The following is a 19,441-nucleotide window of genomic DNA, read 5'->3' as shown; positions in this document are numbered from 1 at the left end:
CAACCGCGCATGCACATCACTTCAAGGACCTTGCTGTTCGTCCTCGCTGGCGCGCTCTCCGCCTGCGCGGGGAGCCCGCCGCCCGTCGAGAGCGCCCCGCCGCCCCCGCCGCCGGCCCCCGCGCAGGCGCCGCCGGCCGCCGCGCCGGCCGCGCAGCCCGAGGCGGCGACGCCCAAGGCGGACCCGGAAGCCGAGAAGAAGCAGGCGGAGCTCGCCAAGCTCGCCGAGGACACGAAGGCCATGGAGGCCAAGGCCGACAAGGAGGCGGCGCGGTTCGACGACGCGCTCAAGGCCGAGGTCAAGGCGCTCATCGCGGCCAACTACCCGAGCGCGGGCGCCGCGCTGCGGGCGGCGCTCAAAGGGAAGCACCGCGCCCCGGGCAACGCCGAGCGCGACGCCGCCCGGCACCCGGTCGAGAACCTGGAGTTCTTCGGCCTCAAGCAGACGAGCACGGTCATCGAGCTCGGGGCCGGCGAGGGCTGGTACACCGAGCTGCTCGCGCCGGTGCTCGCGAAGAAGGGCAAGCTCATCATCACGGCGTTCGATCCGAACGGCCCCGCGGACTCGCGCAACACGCTCTATGGCAAGCGTGTGAAGCGCATGATCGAGAAGTCGCCCGAGCTGTTCGGCAAGGTCGATGTCGTCGTGATCGATCGCGACAGCCCGAAGCTCGGGATCGAGGGCAAGGCCGACCTCGTCATCGCCATTCGCGAGGCGCACAACTGGCACCGGAACGGCAAGTTCGACGTCTACGTCGCCGAGGCGTTCAAGGCGCTCAAGCCGGGCGGCGTCTTCGGCGTCGTGGCGCACCGGGCGAAGCCCGACGCCAACCCCGATGAGAGCGCGAAGCAGGGATACCTCCCGGAAGCGTGGGTGATCCAGAAGGTCGAGTCGGCGGGCTTCAAGCTCGGCGGCAAGTCCGAGGTCAACGCGAATCCGAAGGACACGAAAGACTACCCGGAAGGGGTCTGGACCTTGCCGCCGAACTTCCGGCTCGGCGACAAGGACCGCGCGCGCTACGCCGCGATCGGCGAGAGCGACCGCATGACCCTCAAGTTCGTCAAGCCCGCCCGCTGACCCATCCTGCGCCCGGCGCTCGCGGCCCCGCGAGCGCCGGGGCGCTACGCGGGGGTTGCGGCGCGGCCCGGCGGCCGCACGAACACGCGGCGCATCGGGATCGTGGCGCCGGCGGCCCCCGAGACCCGGTGGGACAAGAAGGCGACGCCATCGAGCATCGCCGGCGACGCGTACACGCCCGGCTCCGCCGCCTCCGAGAGGCACGAGGAGAGCTCGAGGAGGTTCCCGCCCACCAGGGCGCCGTCCTCGGTGAGCACCACGTCGCCGGCGTGGAGGCAGAAGCGGACGCTGATCCTGGGATCGCGCTGGCCCGGCCCGGCGAGCCGCGTGTGCAGCGCGACGGCGGCCGCGATCGCGCGGTGGCGCGCCTCTTCGGTGCCGCGCTCGCCGCGCCGAAAGGGCGCCGCGAGCAGCGCGCTGGTGCTCGTGATCGCGAGCGGCGAGAACCCCGAGGGCGCGAGGGCGGCCACGGCGTCCGGGACCACGGCCTCGAATTCAGCCAGGAAGGCGTCGGTGGGGGCCTCGAGCGCGTGGCTCTCGGCGAGGACCTCGACGAGCAGCCCGATGGCGAGGCGCCGGATGTGCCCCGCCTCCACCGCGCCGGTCCGCGCGATCCGCGCCGTCGCGGCCCGCACGTCGCCCAGGAACGCGGTGACGTCCGGGTGGCGGCCCGCGGGATCCTTGCTCATGGCCCGCACGACGATATCGTCGAACGCCGGGTCGACCGGCGCGTGCAGGCTCGGGCGGGGCGGCGCCTGGTGCAGGTGCAGGTGGCGCAGCACCGGGTACGTGGTCGCCTGGAACGGCATGGATCCCGCGATCATCGTGTAGAGCAGCGCGCCGAGCGCGTAGACGTCGGTCCGCATGTCGACGGGCCGGTTGAGGAGCTGCTCGGGCGACATGAACGCCGGGGTCCCCACGACGTGCCGTGACGACGTGAGCGAGAGATCCGTCGGGCCGAGCAGCTTCGCGATGCCGAAGTCGAGCAGCACCACCCTGAGCTCCCCGCCGTGCTCGCACAGGATCACGTTCGAGGGCTTCACGTCGCGGTGGATGATCCCGAGCGCGTGGACCGCGGCGAGCGCGCTGCAGAGCGGATCGAGGATCGCGAGCGCCTCGTCCGCCGGGAGCCGGCCGCGCGCGAACAGGTGCTGCTCGAGGCTCTTTCCCTGAAGGAGCTCCATCACATAGTAGGGCCGCCCGTCGTCGAGCCGCCCGACATCGAGGATCTCCACGACGCTCGGGTGCCGGATCCGCCCGATCGCGTCCACCTCGCGCTGGAAGCGGAGCACCACATCGGCGCGCGAGATCAGGTCGGCGTGCATGATCTTGACCGCCGCCGGCGCCCTGCTCGTCGCGTGCACCGCGCGGTGGACGACGCCGAACCCACCCTCGGCGATGACGCCGTCGAGGAGGTACTCGCCTGCCCGCAGCGCCGCGGCGCGCGGGGCGCCGGGACCTGAGCCCTCGCGATCGCGTGTGTCGGGCGTGCGTTGATTCCATGTCTGCGACGCGCCGATCGGCGGCTCGCCCGCGGGGGCGCCGGCCGGCGCCGCGACGGGAGACGGCTCATCGTCTTGGCAGGGGTTCTTCATGGGTGACACCCGCTGACTTCCCACATGACAACTGCTGAGTTCGCGCATTACAGTACGCTTCTCCGGCGTCCAGCGCGACCCTCGGCTGCCCGCAGATCGAGCCCAATCATGCACCGTTGCTCCGTATGTCACGGGCGGCTCGCCGCTGACGCTCCGTGCGTCAGAGATGGCTTTATCCCGCCGCCCGGTGAGCGTGACACCGTGGAGCGCGCGGCGCCCGTGATAGAGGGCTTCTCGCTGCTCGATCCGCTCGGTCACGGCGGCTTCTCCGACGTCTGGGCCGCGCAGCAGGACTGCGATGGAGCGCCGGTCGCCATCAAGGTAGGGAGGCACGCGGCGTGGAACCTGCGCGAGCGGTTCCGGCGGGAGGCCGCGCTGCTCGAGCGCGTCGGCGTGCCGCACGCTCCGCAGCTCGTCGCCTGCGGCGAGCTCCCCGGGGGGCGGCCCTATCTCGTGATGGAGAGGCTCTTCGGCCAGACCCTCGCCGAGGAGCTGGCGGCGCTGCGCGCGCCGCTCGATCCGGAGCTCGCCGCCGGGCGCGCGGACGCGATCCTCGCCGTGATCGAGGCGGCGCACGCGCGCGGCGTCATCCATCGCGATCTCAAGCCGGAGAACCTCTTCCTCCTGGGCTCGAGCGGGCGCGCGGTGCTGCTCGATTTCGGTCTGGCGCGGCTCGCCGAAGGCGGCGAGCCGCCGGCGGTGTCCGCCGGCGTGACGCGCGCCGGCGACATCGTGGGGACGCCGGAGTACATGGCTCCGGAGCAGCTCCGGGGCGACGCCGCGCGGATCGACGCGCGCGCGGACATCTATGCGTTCGGCGTGATCCTGTTCGAGCTGCTCACCCTGCGCCCGCCGTTCGTCGGCGGCGAGACGGCCGTCGAGCACGGCCACCTGGCGCTGCGCCCGCCGCGCCCGAGCGATCTCGTGGACGTGCCCGAGGGGCTGGAGGCGCTGACGCTCGCCTGCCTCGCCAAGGACCCGAGCCGACGTCCGGACAGCGCCGCCGCGCTCCGGCTTACCCTGCACGCCTTGCGCGCGCGGCCTCGCGCCGACTCGATCCCGCCTCCGTCCGCGCCGCGATCGCAGCGGCAGGACGATGGCGCCGCGGCGGCCGTCGCCGAGGGGCGGCAGCCGGTCGCGCTGCTCTTCGCGGAGGGCGGCGCCGGGCCGGTGATCGCGGCGATCGGCGGCCGCCGGGGGTTCGTCGCGCGGCAGCGGGGGCAGCGCTGCCTCGCCGTGTTCTCCGCGAGGGACGTCGACGATCCGGCCCGCGCAGCGCTGGCCGCGGCGCGCGATCTCGCGCTGAGCGGCGGCGTGCGCGTGGCGCTGCACCTCGCCAGCGTGCGCCTGCGCAGGATCGCCGGCGGGCTGCACGCCGCCTACGGCGCGCCGGTCGAGCGCCCCGAGACGTGGTTGCCGGCCGAGCCCTGGGGCGGGCTCGCGATGACCGAGGAGTTCGAGCGCGCGCTGCCCGACGACGAGGTCACCCCCACGCCGCAGGGCGACCCGGAGAGCCTGCGCGAGCCGGCGCTGCTCGGCCGCGACGACGTGCTCTCGGCGCTCGCGGCCAGCGCGACCGACGCCTTCGACGGGACGTGCCCCGGCCTGTTCACGCTCATCGGCGACGCCGGCCTCGGCAAGACGCGCCTCGCGGCCGAGGCGGCCAGCATCGCCGCCGTGCCGGTCCCGGACGTGCGCGTGGTGGCCGCGCGCGCGCTCCACCCCATCCACGGCGGCGCCGCGCAGGCCGTGCGCGCGCTCCTCTGCGTCGCGCTCGACGCGCCGAGGGAGAGCCCCGGAGACCCGCGGCAGTTCTGCGTGGAGCGGCTCGGCGAGACGCTCGGCGGCGCGACGTGGGAGGCCGTCGCCGCGGCGCTCGGCTGGGCCGGGCCCCGCGGGGGGCGCCTGTCCGGGGAGGCCCGCAACGGCCTGATGCTGGCGCTCGCCGAGGCGCTCCGCCGGGGGGCGCGCCGCGGCCCCCTCGCCGTGATCCTCGACGACGCCGACCAGGCGGACGACGTGCTGCTCGACGCGCTCGAGTACGCCACGCTCGACGGCGAGGGCACCCCCCTCTGGGTGGTCGTGACCGCGCGCCCTCGCTTCGAGCAGGCCCGTCCCAGCTGGGGCCAGCGCAACCAGCGCCACACCCGCGTGACGCTCGCGCCCCTCGCGGAGGAGGCGGCGATGGATCTCGCCTCGCGCCTGCTCTTGCCGGCCGAGTACCCGCCGGCGGAGATCCTCCGCCGGCTGGCCGACTGGGCGGGGGGCAACCCGGACTGCCTCCGGCAGATCGTCCGCTCCCTCAAGCGCGCGGGCGCCGTGCGCCGGCGCGCCGGCGGCGGCTCCTACGTGGCGACCGCGGAGGTCGAGGCGCTGCCGCCAGCGCCGGCGTGGCAATGGCTCGCGGCGCAGAGGCTCGACGATCTACCGCCGGAGCTCGCGACGTGCGCCCGGGTCTGCTCGGCGCTCGGCATGTCGTTCGATCGCGCCGAGCTCGAGGCGGTGCTGGACGGCCTGGAGCGCGCGGGCGGCGCAGGAGCGATGGTCGACGCGGGCTACGGGCTCGCGGCCCTGGTCGAGCGGCGGATCCTGCTGCGAGACGGCGAGGGCCGCGGCGGCGGCGAGGACGACCGGCACGCGTTCCAGAACGCGGTCCTCCAGGAGGCGGTCTACGAGATGCTCGACCCGGCGCACCGCGCAGCGATCCACCGGAGCGCCCTCGCGTACTGGCGGGCGCAGGTGGCGGCCGGCTCGACCGACGGCCTCCGCGCGCTCGCGCGCCACGCGGCCGTGTGCGGCGAGCGCGCCGAGGCGGCCGACGCCTACCTCGCGCTCGGCGATCTCGCGTCCGCGCGGCACGACGCCGTCGAGGCGGACCGGCGCTACGACGCCGCGCTCCAGATCGCCGAGCAGGGCGACGCGCCCCGGCGCGCGCGCGCGCTCGCGGGCCGCGGCAGGAGCCGGTACCGGATGTGCCGCGTCCGGGAGGCGCGCAGCGATTTCGGCGACGCGCTCGCGCTGGCCGAGGCGCTCGGCGACGCGCAGGCGAGGGCGGGCCTCCTGCTCGAGGACGCGACCGTGCTCGACTGGGCCTTCGAGTTCGAGGCGTCGGCGCGCCGGGTGGAGGAGGCGCGGCCGCTCATCGACGCGCAGGGCTCTCCCGAGCTCGCGCTGCGCCTCCGGGTCGCCGAGGCCCGCACCTCGTGGCGGCGGGGGAGGACCGAGGAGGCCATCGCGGAGCTCACCGCGTGCGCCGATCGCGCCGCGGCGTCGGGAGACTACGACGCGCGTGTCCCTGCCCTGATCATGCTGTCGTTCCAGCTCGCGAGCGCAGGTCGCCGCGAGGACGCCGAGCGCGCCTCCGAGGACCTGATCGCCCTGGTCACGGCGGCCGGCGATCGATTTCACCTCTGCGGGGCGTACATCAACCGCATCGCGCTGTGGGCCTGGCGGTGGTCGCTGCCGGGCGCGGTCGGCGACCTGCGCCGCGCCGTCGATCTCGCGCGCGAGATCGGCAATCCGTGGCTGGAGAAGATGGCGTCGTACAACGTCGCCGTGCTGCTCCACTGGAGCGACAGGCAGCGCGAGGCGCTCGCGCTCCTGCGGCGCGCCCGGTGGCTGGAAGAGCAGGCCTCCGAGCGCCCGATGCCCCAGACGGCGATGCTGCTCGCGCAGATCCACCTCGCGCTCGACGAGTACGAGCAGGCCAGCCAGCTCGTCCTGTGGATCCAGCGATCCTGCGCCCTCGAGCCGGGCGATCTCACGGAGTACCGCTTGCTCGAGCTCGTGCTCTCGGAGGTCGGGCTCCGGCCGGCGGCACCTCCGTCGTCTCTCGCGTGGGGCGAAGCGATCCGGCTGGTGAAAGACCAGTCGATCGCCGAGCAGACGCTGATGTTCCTTTACTGGCGTGCTCGCATGGCGCTCCGTCGCGGACACCTGCGTGAAGCGGAGGAGGCGCTCGCGAGCGCGCGGGAGCACCGCGGGGAGAGCCCCCTGTGGCTGTCCCGCTTCGTCGAGCTGGAGCGCGCGTTGGCGGAGCGGTCGCGGGCTCCGGACGCTCATCCACCCGTGCCGGACTGATGCGAGCCTGTCGCGATACGGTTGATTCCGTGTCGTACTCGGGCGACTCCGTAGTTTCACACAACCACCGTGTACCGATTTTCAGCATTGCGCGCCTTCCTGGAGGATGGGAGACTGCTAATTTAAGAAAGAGCGATATTGCTGGTCGATGTCTGGTCCTGGCCCGGTGCCTGGCTGCGCGACCACCTCGGAGGAGAGCCGAATGTCATCGATCCGTTTCATTGCGGTTGGTCTCCTTGGCGCCGGTGTGTTCACGGCGGGATGCGCCGCCCCGTCGGACACCGACCCCGACGCCCCGTCCGACACCGACCCCGTCGAGACGGCGGAGCTGCCAATACGGCGCACTGCGGTGCCCATCGGATGTAACGGCCTGCTCCCCAGCGACTTCTGGGCGCCGGCGAACCGCACGGCGTTCCAGGCGCTCGGCAAGGACGCGCTCGCCGACGCCAACGACGTCGTGGTCCCGACGGCGCTGCTCGGCACCTCCGGGGGAAAGAGCGTGCTCGACTACACCGTGCGCTGCGCGCTGTCCTCTGACCAGGTCGTCTACGGTCCGGACCGCCGTGAGTTCTACGGCTCCTTCGGGTTCGCGCCGGAATGGACCGAGCGTGCTCTCACCCCCTCGGAGCAGCGCTGGGTCTCGGCGTGCATCTTCCAGCACCTGAACGGCACCGGTGAGCATGTGGATATCTTGCTGGACGGCAACCACGAGGCCCTCGATGGCCCCCTGGACGAGGAGCCCTTCGCGGATTTCGTCGTCCACGACGCCACGATGTACGGTAACGCGTTCCTTTCAGGGACCATCACCGGGTATGCCTGCATCGATCCCGATCTCACCGGGGAGCTCTCGGCGCTCTCGCTGAGCTGCCCGCTCGATCTCGGCCTCCTCGCGTGGGAGCGGCTCTGCGGCCACGTGCCGACGTGCGGTATCGCCTTCCTCGGTCTCTGCGATCTGACCTGCGTGAAGGGCGCCGCTGGCAACCAGACGTGCTACCCGCTCCCGCTGCTCGGGGCGATCCTGGGGCCGCTGCTGGGGCCGAGCGTCCCCAGCTACTCCGAGACGATCCAGAGCTACGTGCGCGACAGCGATCTCCTGCCGCTCTACAACGGCTGCGGCCTTCTCTGAGCGGCGCCTCCGCGGCGGTGCCCGGCTGAAAGGAGGCGCGCCGCGCGCCGGTCACGTCCCGAGGCGCGTCTTCAGCTGCTGGATCGCGTCGGCGATCGCCTTGTCGTCGCGGAAGCAGCACGGATCGCTCCGCCTGCACCGCGCGCCGTGCAGCACCTGGAGCTCGAAGAGCATGCGCTCGTCCCCCTCGGCCGCGGCGCGGCCGAAGAGCGCCCGCTTGCCGCCGCAGCTGGCCTTGCGGAACGCGAAGAGGACGCGGAGCGCGGGGGTCGCGCGCGCCATCACGTCGGGCCGGGCCAGGATCTCGCTGGCGCGCCGGGCCGCCTTGGTGCCTCCGCGCGCGCGCACGAGGTCGAGCAGCACGTCCAGCCCGCCGCTGCCGAGCCGGTTCGTGAGCAGGTCGAAGACCTCGTCCGCCGCCGGGTTGTCTTCCTCGAACCCGATGCCCGCCACGGTGGAGAGCACCTCTTCGCGCAGGCCCCTGCTCAGGGCGAGCTCCGGATCGGCCTCGGCGAGGGCCAGCAGCGACCGCGCCCCGAGCACCCAGTTCCTGGTCGCCACCGCCCGGCTGAGCTGCGCGCGCGGGCTCGGGGCGCCGCGGGCGTCGTCCTCGGGCGCTGCGCTCGCCGACGCGGGGGGCGGCGCTGACGGCGCCGGCGGGGGCTCGACGGAGGCGACGGCCGACGCCTCCGTGGTCGCCGCGGGTCGCCGGACGACGAGCCAGAGCGCGACGCCGATCGCGAGCGCCGCCAGGGCCGAGAGCGCCGCCGCGAGGGGCACCCAGCGCGCCGAGGCCGTGGGCCCGCGGTGCGCGCGCGCGAGCAAGGTCGCCCGGGGCCCCGGCCAGGCAGACGGCGCCTGCTCCCTGGGCGCCGCCTTCGCAGCCTGCGCGGCGGCCCCGCCCGCCGCGTTGGCTCCGCCCGCCGTGGCCTGGCCCGCCACGGTGCTCGCGCCCGCCGCGTTGGTTGCTCCCGCCGCGTTGGTTGCTCCCGCCATGGCGGCCCCGCTCGCCGCGCTGTTCCCGCCCGACGGGGCCTGCCCGGCCGCGGCGATCCCGCCCCCTGCCGGCGCCGGCGGCGCCGCCGAACGAGCGAGCGCCGCGAGCCCCTCATCAAGCGCCGCGATGGCGTCGGCCGCCGTCTGGAAGCGGAACGCCGGATCGTGTTCCATGAGCCGCATCACGGCCTGCTGGACCTCGTACGGCACCTCCAGATCCGGAGCGCGCACGCGGAGGGCCGGCGGCCCTCCCGGCCCCTGCTGCTTGAGCCGCTCGACCACGTTCTTCGTGTCGAAGGGGTGCTGTCCGGTGAGCATCTCGTAGAGCACGAGCCCGAGCGCGTACAGGTCCGCGCGCGCGTCCACCGCGTCCATCCCGCGCAGCGCCTCCGGCGCGAGGTACGCGAGCGTGCCGAAGACCTCGCCGGCGCTGGTCAGGGCGGGGCTCGGCGTCGCCGTCTTGCGGCTCTGGCTGGACAGGAGATCGACGTTCACCTTCGCGAGCCCGAAATCGATGAGCCTGACCTGATCGTGCGCGTCGAGCAGGACGTTCTGGGGCTTCACGTCGCGGTGGACGATGCCCTTCTCGTGCGCCGCCGCGAGCGCCGACGCGATCTGACGCGCGATGCGGAGCGCCCGCGCGGGCGCGAGCCGTCCCCCCGCGATCGCCTCCTTGAGCGGCGTGCCCTCGACGTACTCGAGGACGAGGAAGAACGACGCGTCGTCCAGCTGACCGAAATCGATGGCGGCGACGACGTTCGGGTGCCGGATGTGCGCTCCCGCGACGGCCTCGCGCTCGAACCGCACCACGAGCTCCGGCATCCGCCGGGCCAGGGGCCGGAGCAGCTTGATCGCGACCTGCTTGCGGAGGTGCACCTGCTCGCCGCGGTAGACGGCGCCCATCCCGCCCTCCCCGATGAGCTCGTGGACGCGGTAGCGCCCCGAGATCAGGCTCCCGATCAGCGGGTCGCCGCCCGCGCTCCCGGCCGCCGCCGCCTCGATCGCCTCGATGTCCTCGGTGAGCGCCGAGCTCGAGAGCTCCTCCATGGGCTGCGCGGCCGGCGCGCCGAGCCTCGGGACCGTGAGGTCCTCGACCAAGGCCGAGCCGAGCGTCTCTTCGGATCGCGGCGTCTCCGGCATGCGGCGCAGGATATCAGGTCGGCCGGCGTCGCGGGGAAGCGGTGAGGAGGCGCTCTACGCGCGGGAGGGGCGCGGGGGCGCGCGACGCGGGCGTCCGCGAGCGCGCGAAATTCACAGGAGGAACGAGACGCCCAGCGAGAACGCGGGGTATCCGAGCCGCATCGTGAGCGTCACCTTCTCCGTGAAGTGGAAGCGCCCGCCGACGAACAGGGCCGGTGCGACCCCGAAGACCCCGTCGCGGCCCACGTCGCCGAGATACAGCGACAGCCCCGGCTCGCCGAAGACCGACCACTTCCGGTGAAGCCAGAAGTTCCACTGCATCACGACCGAGCCGAACACGTAGTCCGAGGGCGCCCCGTACCGGTCGACCTCGGTGCAGATACGCGTGCCCGCGGGCCCGTTCTCGAAGCGGGTGCACTCGCCGCGGTAGTCCGCGTCCCCTCCGTAGTGGATGCCGTCAAGGCCGAAGCCGATCCCGACCGAGTCGTTGATGCGCTTGATGAAGCCGTCGGGCGCGATGTCGATGGTGGCGCGGAGCCCGGCGCCGAGGCCGTTCCCGGCGCCGGGGCCGCCGAGCGGCTCGAACGGCGTGAGGAGGAGGTGCGGCTCCAGCTCGACCTTGTAGTCGGGGCGATCGCCGGGGCGCTTGATCGTCATCTGCGCCTCGCCGACCTCGGTCCACCCGATCGTCAGCGCCGCGAACGAGAGCGCGGCGGCCAAAAGGCGCGGCGCGCGAAGCTGCGATGTCATCGCTCTCTGCATCGGTCTCGGTCTCCTCAGCATCCGCCGCACGAGCGCGAGCCGTTCGGGCACATGACCGCAGCCTCGCCGCCGGGGCAGGTGACGCGGCACTCGCCGCCCACGTTGTCGCAGAACACCTCGCATGAGCCCCGGCACTCGACCTCGCAGGTCGTCACGTTCCGGCAGGTCACGACGCTGCCCGAGCCGACGCTGACGCCGCACCGGCTCGTGTCATGGCACTCGTACCGGCAGTCGCGATCGCAGATGGCCCCGCACGCCGCCGTGTTATGGCAGTTGAGGTCGCAGTCGTCCCCGCAGGAGGCCGAGCACTCGTCGACATCGAAGCACTCGAACGAGCACCCGTGCTCGCAGACGGCGCCGCAGCGATTCATCTGGAAGCAGCGCTGGTCGCAATCGTCACCGTCGCAGCCCAGGTAACACTCGTCACCCTGGGAGCACTCGCACGCGTCGCCCTCCACGCAGCCGCCGCTGTTCCAGCAGCTCGCCAGGCAGAGGCTCGCGAAGAGCGTCAAAAAAGTCAGTGCATAGAAGCGCATGGCCGGGCGAGCATACCCGACCCTCCCGAAAATTGTCACGAAATCCGCGGAGCTACGCGCGGAGGTACGCCTGACGCCCGGCTCACCACCGTGTCCAGCGCGAGATTCGCCGCACCCGGGTAGAGCGCGTATTGTCGTTCGCGAGCCCGACCCGGTTCGCGACGTACGTGCTCAGGTGGGGGCCCCAGCCGCCGTCGTCGTGGGGCTCGTCCGCGTCCGCGCCGAGGTTGTAGTGCCAGCACTGCGCGTAGTGCTGCGTGACGTTCTGAGACGCGATCGCGCAGTTCCCCGGGTCGGGATCACCGTCGTAGTCGTGCGACGACCACCCCGAGAGGAAATGGGAGAAGAAGACGTCGGCGTCCCCGGAGACGTGCAGGGGGCGGAGGAGCTTCATGGTGGTCGTGTCGATGCCCTCGGCGGTCGCGCGCATGACCTGCGCGACGGTGCCCTTGATATCCGCGATCTCGTCGCGGTACTCCCGGCCGACGAGGTAGAGGGAGCCCCTGTAGAAGTTCCGCTCGAGCGCCGGCTCGCCCTTGGTCCCGAGCCGCTGGGCATACGGGATGTCCCAGAACGACAGCGTCGCTCCCTCCGCCGAACCGACGCTGTTGTAGACGAGCGCCCACCCTCCTCCGTCCGTCTCCAGATCGCACACCACGGGGAACTCCGGATCTCCCCCGGCCCCGTCCAGATCGAGCGAAACCACGCCGCTCGGCGCGCCGCGGGGGACGTCGGCGCACCGGGCGTAGGCGCACCCCGCGTTGACCGCGCCGTCGCAGTCCTCGTCCTCGGCGGTGTCGCAGCGCTCGGCGGCGGGCAGCACCTCTCCGGCGCACGGGCCGTACCCGTTCCCTTCGTCGTCGCAGATCTTCACGCCGGCGCGGCAGGCTCCGCGGTTCAACGTGTCCGGCGGCCCACCGTAACAGGCCTCCTGGCGACCGGGCTCGCACCCGGCCCCGCCGCTCGAGGCCGAGCCGCCGCCGGCGCTCGAGGCAGAGCCGCCCTCGCCGGCGCTCCCGGCCGAGCCGCCGCTCGAGGCCGAGGCGCTCCCGCCGCCTCCGGCGCCGTCGTCTCCGAACCTCCGCACCCTGGTCGAGCAGGCCGACACGGCGGTGAGCAACGCGATGGCCGCGCAGCAGGCTCCTGCGACCGAACCTTGGCCGAGCGACATGCGACCTCCGGGGACACGAACACACGCCACGCGGCCTTATACACCAGCCCCCCCGGCGCGCGCATCCGCCCCGCGCGGTCGGCTGCTCCGCCGCTGCGCGCCGGCACGTTTCCGACGCTTTTATTGGGCGAGGGCCCGTGGCGCGCCCTGGTCGCTTTGCAGCGCAAAGGCGATGGCGCTCTGGAGCGTGCTCTTGGTCAGGAGGCCCCCCAGGTCGAGCGAGAGCCCGACGAGCGTCTGCGCCACCGCTGGCCGGATGCCGGTCAGGATCGTCCTTGCGCCGAGCAGCTGCAGCGCCTTCGCGGTGTCGACGAGGCCGGCGGCGACCCGCGTGTCGATTTCCTTGAGCCCTGTCACGTCGAGGATGACCGCCTGAGCCTGGGTGGACTGGACTCCAGCGAGCGCGGCCGACATCACCTGATCGATCCGCTCCGAGTCCATCTGGCCCACGAGGGGCATGACCATGATGCGATCGGTGATCGGGATGAGCGGCGTCGACATCGCCTGCATCGTGTCGCGGAGCCGCGCGAGCGTTCGCTCGAGCCTGTCGAGCAGCTCCCTGTACGGCGTGACGTCGTGGGCGGTGCCATAGACGAGGCGGCGCGACGGCTCCTCGGCCGCGTCCAGGTGAGCGGTCCACGCGAGCCACCTGTAGGAGCCGTCCTTGCACGCGTACCGGTTGTCGAACTTGATGGTCGTGTGGCCCTGGAAGAGCGCGGCGGCCTCGGCGAGCGTGGCCTCGCGGTCGTCGGGGTGGACGAACTCGATGAACGGCTTCGCGATCATCTCCGAGGGGGACCAGCCGAGGGTGCGCTCCCAGGCCGGGTTGGCGTGGCGGAAGTACCCCTCTGCGTCCAGGGTCACGAGCAGGCCCACGGACACCCGGAACAGCTTCTCGTAGACCGTGGTCAGCTCCATCGCCTGCGTGAGCTGCGCCGTCCGCTCCCGGTCGCTCGTCAGGTCGAGCGCCGTGGCGACCATGAGGCGTTCGGAGGGCGCTTCGGCCATGTCCACTCGGGCGGTCCAGCCGAGCCACCGGTACGAGCCGTCCTTGCACACATACCGGTTGTCGAACCGGCCGTTCGCGCGACCCTGGAAGAGGGCGGTGGCCTCGGCGAGCGTGGCCTCGCGGTCGTCGGGGTGGACGAGCTCGATGTAGGGCCTGGCCCTGAGCTCGTCGAAGGACCAGCCGAGGGTCTGCTCCCAGGCAGAGCTCAGATCATGGAAGTAGCCACGCGCGTCCGCGGTGGCGAGGAGTCCTGACGAGACCTGGAAAAGTCGTTCATAGCTCAAGCCCATGTCGTCTCCCGCGCGGGCAGGCAGAGCGCGCCCGCCGTCGAGGCCGCCCGCCATCAGCGATTCTCCTGTCCGAACGCCGGCGAGCGCCTCGCGCGCCGCCTGGCCAGAGCGCGCGCGCGCAATCCCCAGGCGGCGCGACGTCGACCTCCCCGCGCGTCGAAGCCTGCTTGTCCACGAGAACGGCTTATGTGTCAAGGGTATCGGGAGGCTCGTTAGCGGGCGTGCTGGGCCGGCTGCGCCAGAAGGGACGCCCGGGTCTGGCGAACACGCGCGCGCCCGGAGGTCGCCACTGTCATGTCGCCGAGGTTGCCAGCCCACGATGAGGCGAGTACGGTCCGCGCCCCAAAGGAGTGGGCCATGACCGTCTCTGCGATTTTCAACCCGGCGCGCTGGCGTGAGGTCGATGGGTTCTCGTTCGAGGATCTCACCTATCACCGCGCCGTGGACCAGGGCACCGTCCGCATCGCGTTCAACCGACCCGAGGTCCGCAACGCGTTTCGTCCCCGCACCGTCGATGAGCTGTACACCGCGCTCGAGCACGCGCGCACGACCTCGGACGTGGGTTGTGTGCTGATCACCGGCAACGGACCTTCGCCGAAGGACGGCGGCTGGGCGTTCTGCTCCGGCGGCGATCAGCGCATCCGCGGGAAGGACGGGTACAAATACGAGGGTGAGAGCGCGGGGCAGGCCGACCCGGCGCGGCTCGGCCGGCTCCACATCCTGGAGGTGCAGCGGCTCATCCGGTTCATGCCCAAGGTCGTCATCGCGGTGGTGCCCGGCTGGGCGGCGGGCGGCGGCCACAGCCTCCACGTGGTCTGCGACATGACGCTGGCGAGCCGCGAGCACGCGATGTTCAAGCAGACGGACCCTGACGTCGCGAGCTTCGACAGCGGGTATGGCTCGGCGCTGCTCGCGCGGCAGGTCGGGCAGAAGAAGGCGCGGGAGATCTTCTTCCTCGGGCTCGATTACACGGCGGAGCAGGCGGCGGCGATGGGGATGGTCAACGCCGTCGTCCCTCACGCGGAGCTCGAGGAGGAGGCGCTGCGGTGGGGCGCGATCATCAACTCGAAGAGCCCGACCGCGATGCGGATGCTGAAGTACGGCTTCAACCTGCCTGACGAGGGGCTCGTCGGACAGCAGCTCTTCGCCGGCGAGGCGACGCGGCTCGCCTACGGCACGGAGGAGGCGAAGGAGGGGCGAGACGCTTTCCTGGAGAAGCGTCGTCCGGACTTCAGCCGTTATCCCTGGCACTACTGACGACGACGTTCCGCCCACGCCACGCCCAGAGCGCACAATCGCGCTTGACACCGACATCCACTTCATCGATGGTGGCGGCGCTGTAAGATTCCGCGTGTGCCGTCTGGTCGCGCGGCTTCAACTTCACCTGGAGATACGCATCATGCTTTGTTCTTTTGCTGCGAAGTCGGCTCGTCGGGACCGTTCCTGGCTGTGGTTGGGAGGGTCTCTTCTTCTGGCGCTCGCGGGCGGTCTCACCGCTGTTGGCTGTGGCGGCGATAGCCCCTCGGACGGCGCGGGCGGCGCGGGGGCTTCCGGCGGCGCGGGCGGCGCGGGGGCTTCCGGCGGCACGGGGGGTTCCGGCGGCACGGGCGGCACGGGCGGCACGGGCGGCACGGGCGGCGAGGTGCCGATCGAGACGGTACCGCCGTCGGGCACCGAGCTGATCCGCGTCAACCAAGTCGGGTACCTGCCGGCCGCCGCCAAGGTCGCCACGGTCGTCGCCGCGGCCGACAAGCCGCATGCGTGGGAGCTCGTCGATGCCGGCGGCTCGGTGGTCGACAGCGGAGCGACCCGGGTCGTCGGCGACGACGCGAGCTCCGGCGAGCACGTGCACACCATCGACTTCAGCGGCTTCACCACCTCCGGCGAGGGGTACACCCTCCGTGTCGGGGAAGTGTCGAGCCACCCGTTCGACGTGGGCCCGACCATCTACTCTCAGATGAAGTACGACGCGCTCGCGTACTTCTATCACAACCGCTCCGGCATCGAGATCCTGGAGCAGTACGTCGGCCCGGACCACGCGCGCCCGGCGGGGCACCTGCCGGACGAGGCCCCTTGCGGCGCGGATCTCGGCTGCTCGTATACGCTCGATGTCACCGGCGGGTGGTACGACGCCGGCGATCACGGCAAGTACGTGGTCAACGGCGGTATCTCCGCCTGGACGTTGCTGAACCAGTACGAGCGCTTCGTCGCGCTCGGGTCCACGGCGGACGACTTCGGCGACGGCAAGCTGAAGATCCCCGAGAACGCGAACCAGATCCCCGACCTCCTCGACGAGGCCCGGTGGGAGATCGAGTTCATGCTCGCGATGCAGGTGCCGGAAGGCGAGGCCAGCGCGGGCATGGTGCACCACAAGATTCACGACCTGGAGTGGACCGGCCTGCCGATGCCGCCGCACGAGGATCCGCAGCCGCGCTTCCTGCGCCCGGTCAGCACGGCGGCGACGCTCAACCTGGCCGCCACCGCGGCCCAGGCCGCGCGCATCTGGCGCGAGCTCGATCCCACGTTCTCGGCCCAGTGCCTCGAGGCAGCGACGCGGGCGTGGACCGCGGCGAAGGCGAACCCGAAGGTCGTCCCGGACGAGAGCGGCGTCGTGGGCGGCGGCGGCTATGGGGACGCCGAGCTGAGCGACGAGTTCTACTGGGCGGCCGCCGAGCTCTTCCTCACCACGGAGGACGCCGCGTATCAAACCGAGCTCGCGGCGTCGCCTTACAGCCAGGAGCTCGGCGGCGTGGACGGCACGTTCAGCGCCATGACGTGGGGGCAGGTTGACGGGCTGGGCGCGATCTCGCTCGCCGTGGTCGAGGCTCAGCACGCCGCGGCGGAGCGTGAGGCGGCCCGGACCAAGCTGATCGCCATCGCCGACAAGTACCTCGAGGTCATCGGGGCGGAGGGGTACCGGGTGCCCTTCAAGGCGAACGAGAGAGGGTATCCCTGGGGCTCCAACTCCTTCGTGCTCAACAACATGCTGGTCCTGGCGCTGGCCCACGACTTCACCGGCGCGCAAAAGTACTTCGACGGCGTGGCGTCGGGCGCGGATTACCTCCTCGGGCGCAACCCGATGGACAAGTCCTATGTCTCCGGCTACGGCGAGAACCCGCTCGAGAACCCGCATCATCGCTTCTGGGCGCACCAGCTGGACGCGTCGTTCCCGTCCGCTCCGCCCGGCGCGGTCTCCGGTGGGCCGAACTCCGGGCTGGAGGATCCGGTGGCGAAAGAGGCGCTCGACGCGACGGAGGACCGCGCGAAGTGCGTCCCGCAGAAGTGCTACATCGACCACATCGAGGCGTGGTCGGCGAACGAGATCACGATCAACTGGAACAGCCCGCTCGCGTGGACCGTGGCCTGGCTGGACGAGAAGGCCAAGGCGAGCGCCCAGTGATCCGGAACGCGGTGGTGGGGCACGTTGACTGAGGGTGGGGGCTTTTGAGCCGCCAAGGACGCCAAGGACGCCAAGAAAATCTCAATAATATTGGCGTCTTCTGGCGCCTTGGCGGTTCCATCATCCCGGCAGGGCGGGGGGAGTTCTCCCGCCGCCCCGAGCGCCGCGCGGCCGCGCCGCGCCACGCCGGATGAGCGATTGGCCGCGACAACCGTCCAGCTTCTGCTAGGTTGCGCGGCTTTCATGAATCCAGACTCATCGCTCGACGCCTTGCCCGCGCCGCTCGCGGGCGCCCTCGCCCGCCGCGGCTTCACCTCCCTCACCTCCGTCCAACAGGCTGTCCTCGCCCCTGAGCTCGCCGGGCGGGACCTTCGTGTCTCGTCGCAGACCGGCTCCGGAAAGACCGTGGCCATCGGCCTCGCGCTCGCCCCCCGCCTCGAGCGCGCCCTCGCCGACCGCGCCGCCGCGGCCGCGCCCGACGGCGCGCCCCGGACTGCGGCGGCTCCGGCCGCGGTGATCATCGCGCCGACGCGCGAGCTCGCCGCGCAGATCGCCGGCGAGCTCAGCTGGCTTCTCTCGCCCCTCGGCGCGCGCGTCGCGTGCGTCACCGGCGGCACGAGCTTCGGCGCAGAGGCGCGCTCGTTGCGGCGCGACCCCCTGGTCATCGCCGGGACGCCCGGCCGCCTGCTCGATCACCTGGACCGCGGGACCCTCGACCCGCGCGGCGTCCTCGCCCTCGTGCTCGACGAGGCGGACCAGATGCTCGACCTCGGCTTCCGCGACGACCTCGAGGCGATCGTCGGCAAGATGCCCGAGGAGCGCCAGACCCACCTCGTGTCGGCCACCTTCTCCCGCGAGGTCCGCGCGCTCGCCGATCGCTTCCAGCGCGACGCGGTGAGCGTCGAGGGCACGCGCCCAGGCGCCGCGAACGGCGACATCGCCCACGTCGCCCACCTCGTGCTGCCGGCGGAGCGCGACGCGGCGGTCGTGAACCTGCTGCTCCTCGCGCCCGGCGAGCGCACGCTCGTCTTCGTGCGCACCCGCGAGGGCGCCGCCGAGCTCGCCGACAAGCTCACCGCGCTCGGCCTGCCCGCGCGCGCCCTGAGCGGCGACCTCGAGCAGCGCGAGCGGACCCGTACGCTCGACGCGTTTCGCTCGGGCGCCGTCACGACCCTCGTCGCGACCGACGTGGCCGCGCGCGGCATCGACGTCCCCGAGGTCGGGCGCGTCATCCACGCCGATCCCCCGGGCGATCCGGAGATCTTCACGCACCGGAGCGGCCGCACCGGCCGGGCGGGCCGCAAGGGGACGAGCGTGCTGCTCGTCGCGCCGTTCGCGCGAGAGCACGCGCTGAGGCTGCTCCGGCGCGCGCGCGTCGAGGCCACGTTCCGGCCGGCGCCGTCGCCGGACGACGTGCTCCGCGCCGCCGACGAGCGGCTCGCCGCCGAGCTCGCCGCGGCGCGCCGGGAGGGCGCGGCTGCGGACGACGCGGTCGCGGGCGATGCCGTCGCGGTTGGCGCGGCCGCGGTCGACGCGAACGTGCGCGGCCCGCGCGAGGCGTCCGGCCCCGCGCCCGAGGCGCGGCACAGGCAGCTCGCCGCCCGCCTGCTCGCGGACATGGACGCGACCGAGCTCGTCGCGGCCCTCCTCGTGCGGGCGAAGCACACCGGCCCCTGCGCTCCGCAGCCCGTCACCGCCGTCGCGCCGCCCCGCTCCGAGCCGCCTCCGTCGCGCGCCCGGCCGCCGGCGCCGCCCTGGTCCGGGGCGCCGTCGCGCGCCCGGTCCTCCGCGCCGCCCTGGTCCGGGGCGCCGTCGCGCGCCCGGCCCTCCACGCCGTCCTGGTCCGAGGCGCCGTCGCGCGCTCGCCCCGCCGCTCGTCAAGGCAACGGGGAGCAGCCCCCGCGCCTCCCCTTCGTGCCCTTCCAGGTCAACTGGGGGGAGCGCCACGGCGCCGACCCCCGGCGTCTGCTCGCCCTCGTGTGCCGCCGCGGCGGCGTGTCGAGCCAGCAGATCGGCGCGATCCGCATCGGCTCCACCGCGTCCGTCGTCGAGGTGGCGTCCCCCGCCGCGCCCGAGTTCGCGCGCGCGGTCAACCAGCCCGACGCGCGTGACGCGCGGATCCGCATCGTCCGCGCGAGCTCGATGCGCGTCGAGTAGCGCCTGTCCTGGCGCGGCGGACCGAGGCAGACGGCCGAGATCGCTCGCAACGGCAGGGGTTTCCTGATTTCTCGGAGACCTCGGGTGTTGTACAACGGCCGG

Annotated in this window: 12 protein-coding genes; 6 read left to right on the top strand and 6 right to left on the bottom strand. The window is 72.7% G+C overall.

Annotated features, from left to right (window positions below; genetic code table 11):
• Positions 1 to 9: 9 nt before the first annotated feature.
• Positions 10 to 1,077 carry a class I SAM-dependent methyltransferase gene (locus WMF12_RS28090; protein WP_437850303.1) on the top strand — a complete coding sequence of 356 codons (1,068 nt, stop codon included), beginning with the start codon at positions 10 to 12 and terminating at the stop codon, positions 1,075 to 1,077.
• 44 nt (positions 1,078 to 1,121) lie between these two features.
• On the opposite strand, the gene WMF12_RS28085 is transcribed toward WMF12_RS28090, so the two are convergent.
• Positions 1,122 to 2,672 (bottom strand): serine/threonine-protein kinase, encoded by a 1,551-nt coding sequence (locus WMF12_RS28085; RefSeq protein WP_437850301.1) that lies wholly within the window; start codon positions 2,670 to 2,672, stop codon positions 1,122 to 1,124.
• 201 nt (positions 2,673 to 2,873) lie between these two features.
• On the opposite strand from WMF12_RS28085, the gene WMF12_RS28080 reads away from it, so the two are divergent.
• The gene (locus tag WMF12_RS28080; RefSeq protein WP_437850299.1) at positions 2,874 to 6,752 is read left to right on the top strand and encodes a protein kinase domain-containing protein; all 3,879 of its coding nucleotides are present in this window, start codon (positions 2,874 to 2,876) and stop codon (positions 6,750 to 6,752) included.
• Positions 6,753 to 6,954: 202 nt separating this feature from the next.
• On the top strand, positions 6,955 to 7,878 hold the full coding sequence (locus tag WMF12_RS28075) for a hypothetical protein (protein WP_437850297.1): 924 nt from the start codon (positions 6,955 to 6,957) through the stop codon (positions 7,876 to 7,878).
• Between the two features lie 51 nt (positions 7,879 to 7,929).
• Here the strand turns inward: WMF12_RS28075 and WMF12_RS28070 are convergent, their stop codons facing one another.
• The 5 genes from WMF12_RS28070 to WMF12_RS28050 all read right to left on the bottom strand — a co-directional run bounded on the left by WMF12_RS28070 (position 7,930) and on the right by WMF12_RS28050 (position 13,782).
• The gene (locus WMF12_RS28070) at positions 7,930 to 10,014 is read right to left on the bottom strand and encodes a protein kinase domain-containing protein (protein WP_437850295.1); all 2,085 of its coding nucleotides are present in this window, start codon (positions 10,012 to 10,014) and stop codon (positions 7,930 to 7,932) included.
• Between the two features lie 111 nt (positions 10,015 to 10,125).
• Positions 10,126 to 10,764, bottom strand: coding sequence for a hypothetical protein (locus WMF12_RS28065; protein WP_437739768.1), 639 nt, complete (start codon positions 10,762 to 10,764; stop codon positions 10,126 to 10,128).
• 26 nt (positions 10,765 to 10,790) lie between these two features.
• Positions 10,791 to 11,312, bottom strand: a complete 522-nt coding sequence (locus WMF12_RS28060) for a hypothetical protein (RefSeq protein ID WP_437739767.1) — start codon at positions 11,310 to 11,312, stop codon at positions 10,791 to 10,793.
• An 82-nt stretch (positions 11,313 to 11,394) separates the two neighbouring features.
• Positions 11,395 to 12,483: a fibrinogen-like YCDxxxxGGGW domain-containing protein gene (locus WMF12_RS28055; protein ID WP_437850294.1), complete on the bottom strand. Its 1,089-nt coding sequence runs from the start codon at positions 12,481 to 12,483 to the stop codon at positions 11,395 to 11,397.
• 120 nt (positions 12,484 to 12,603) lie between these two features.
• Entirely contained in the window at positions 12,604 to 13,782 is a 1,179-nt protein-coding gene (locus WMF12_RS28050; RefSeq protein ID WP_437850293.1) for a PAS domain-containing protein, read from the bottom strand.
• 357 nt (positions 13,783 to 14,139) lie between these two features.
• On the opposite strand from WMF12_RS28050, the gene WMF12_RS28045 reads away from it, so the two are divergent.
• The 3 genes from WMF12_RS28045 (at position 14,140) to WMF12_RS28035 (ending at position 19,339) form a co-directional block, all read left to right on the top strand.
• Positions 14,140 to 15,039, top strand: coding sequence for a 1,4-dihydroxy-2-naphthoyl-CoA synthase (locus tag WMF12_RS28045; RefSeq protein ID WP_437850292.1), 900 nt, complete (start codon positions 14,140 to 14,142; stop codon positions 15,037 to 15,039).
• A 196-nt stretch (positions 15,040 to 15,235) separates the two neighbouring features.
• Complete coding sequence (locus tag WMF12_RS28040; protein WP_437850291.1) at positions 15,236 to 17,182, top strand: glycoside hydrolase family 9 protein; 1,947 nt, start codon at positions 15,236 to 15,238, stop codon at positions 17,180 to 17,182.
• Between the two features lie 243 nt (positions 17,183 to 17,425).
• Positions 17,426 to 19,339, top strand: coding sequence for a DEAD/DEAH box helicase (locus WMF12_RS28035; protein ID WP_437850290.1), 1,914 nt, complete (start codon positions 17,426 to 17,428; stop codon positions 19,337 to 19,339).
• The last annotated feature ends 102 nt before the right edge of the window (positions 19,340 to 19,441 follow it).

The organism is Sorangium sp. So ce363 (assembly GCF_051520435.1).
Taxonomy (GTDB): Bacteria; Myxococcota_A; Polyangia; order Polyangiales; family Polyangiaceae; genus Sorangium; species Sorangium cellulosum_B.
Note: the sequence above shows the minus strand (reverse complement) of the source record. Positions and strands in the feature narration are given on the sequence as shown.